1 protein-coding gene is annotated in these 1,371 nt (G+C 72.1%); it reads left to right on the plus strand.

Going from position 1 to position 1,371, the window contains the following annotated elements; translation table 11 throughout:
• The coding region (locus ACLN58_RS22225; protein WP_415857375.1) for a proline dehydrogenase family protein at positions 1–1,371 on the plus strand (1,371 nt) is incomplete at both ends.

Raw genomic sequence — 1,371 nt, forward strand, 5'->3', positions numbered from 1 at the left:
AGCTCCCCGTCGACCCAGCGGCGGCCCAGCTCGCGGGCGTGCTCAAGGACCCGAACGGCCTCGAGTTCACCGTGGGCTTCGTGGACGGCGTGGTCCGCCCCGAGGATCTCGACGTCGCGGCGCGCAACCTCCGCGACCTCGCCCCGAAGGCCCCCGCGTTCCTCCCATGGGCGCTCAAGCAGGCCGTGCGCCTGGGCGGCTCGCTCGCCCCGGTGGCCCCCGGTGTCGTCGTCCCGATCGCGCGGCGCGTGCTGCGCGAGATGGTGGGCCACCTCATCGTCGACGCGTCGGACGCCCGGCTCGGGCCCGCCATCAAGAAGATCCGCAAGCCCGGGATCCGGCTCAACATGAACCTCCTCGGCGAGGCGATCCTCGGCCAGGGCGAGGCCGCCCGCCGCCTCGAGGGCACGCGCCGCCTCCTCGAGCGCGACGACGTCGACTACGCGTCGATCAAGGTCTCCGCGACCGTCGCGCCCCACAACCACTGGGCGTTCGACGAGGCCGTCGCGGACATCGTCGAGTCCCTCGCGCCGCTGTACCGCCTCGCGAGCTCGGGTGGGAGGGGCGGGACAGAAAAGGCTGCCGGCAAGCCCAAGTTCATCAACCTCGACATGGAGGAGTACAAGGACCTCGGCCTCACCATCGAGGTGTTCACGCGCCTCCTCGACCGCGAGGAGTTCCGCGGGCTCGAGGCCGGGATCGTGCTCCAGGCCTACCTCCCGGACGCGCTCGGCGCGATGATCCGCCTGCAGGAGTGGGCGGCGGATCGCGTGGCCAACGGCGGCGCCCCGATCAAGGTCCGCGTCGTGAAGGGCGCGAACCTCCCCATGGAGCTCGTCGACGCGGAGATCCATGGCTGGCCGGCCGCGACGTGGGGCTCGAAGCGCGAGAGCGACACGTCCTACAAGGCCGTCCTCGACTACGCGCTCCACCCCGAGCGGCTCGCGAACGTGCGCATCGGCGTCGCGGGGCACAACCTCTTCGACGTCGCGCTCGCATGGCTCCTCGCGAAGGCGCGGGGCGTCGACACCGGTGTGCGCGAGGGTGGGCGGGGTGGGCCCGAGGGCGCGGGGGGCGGGTCGAATCCTGTCGAGTTCGAGATGCTCCTCGGCATGGCCTCGGCGCAGGCCCAGGCGGTCCTCGCCGACGTGGGCCACCTCCTGCTCTACACGCCCGTAGTCCACCCGGGCGAGTTCGACGTCGCGATCGCGTACCTCATCCGCCGCCTCGAGGAGGGCGCGAGCCAGGACAACTTCATGAGCGCCGTCTTCGAGCTCGACGGCAACGAGGTCCTCTTCGAGCGCGAGAAGAAGCGCTTCCTCGCCTCGCTCGACGCGCTCGCCCGCCCGCCGTTCGCGGGCGCCATCCCCG

Origin of the sequence: Sinomonas sp. G460-2 (assembly GCF_047759905.1) — a bacterium.
GTDB lineage: Bacteria > Actinomycetota > Actinomycetes > Actinomycetales > Micrococcaceae > Sinomonas.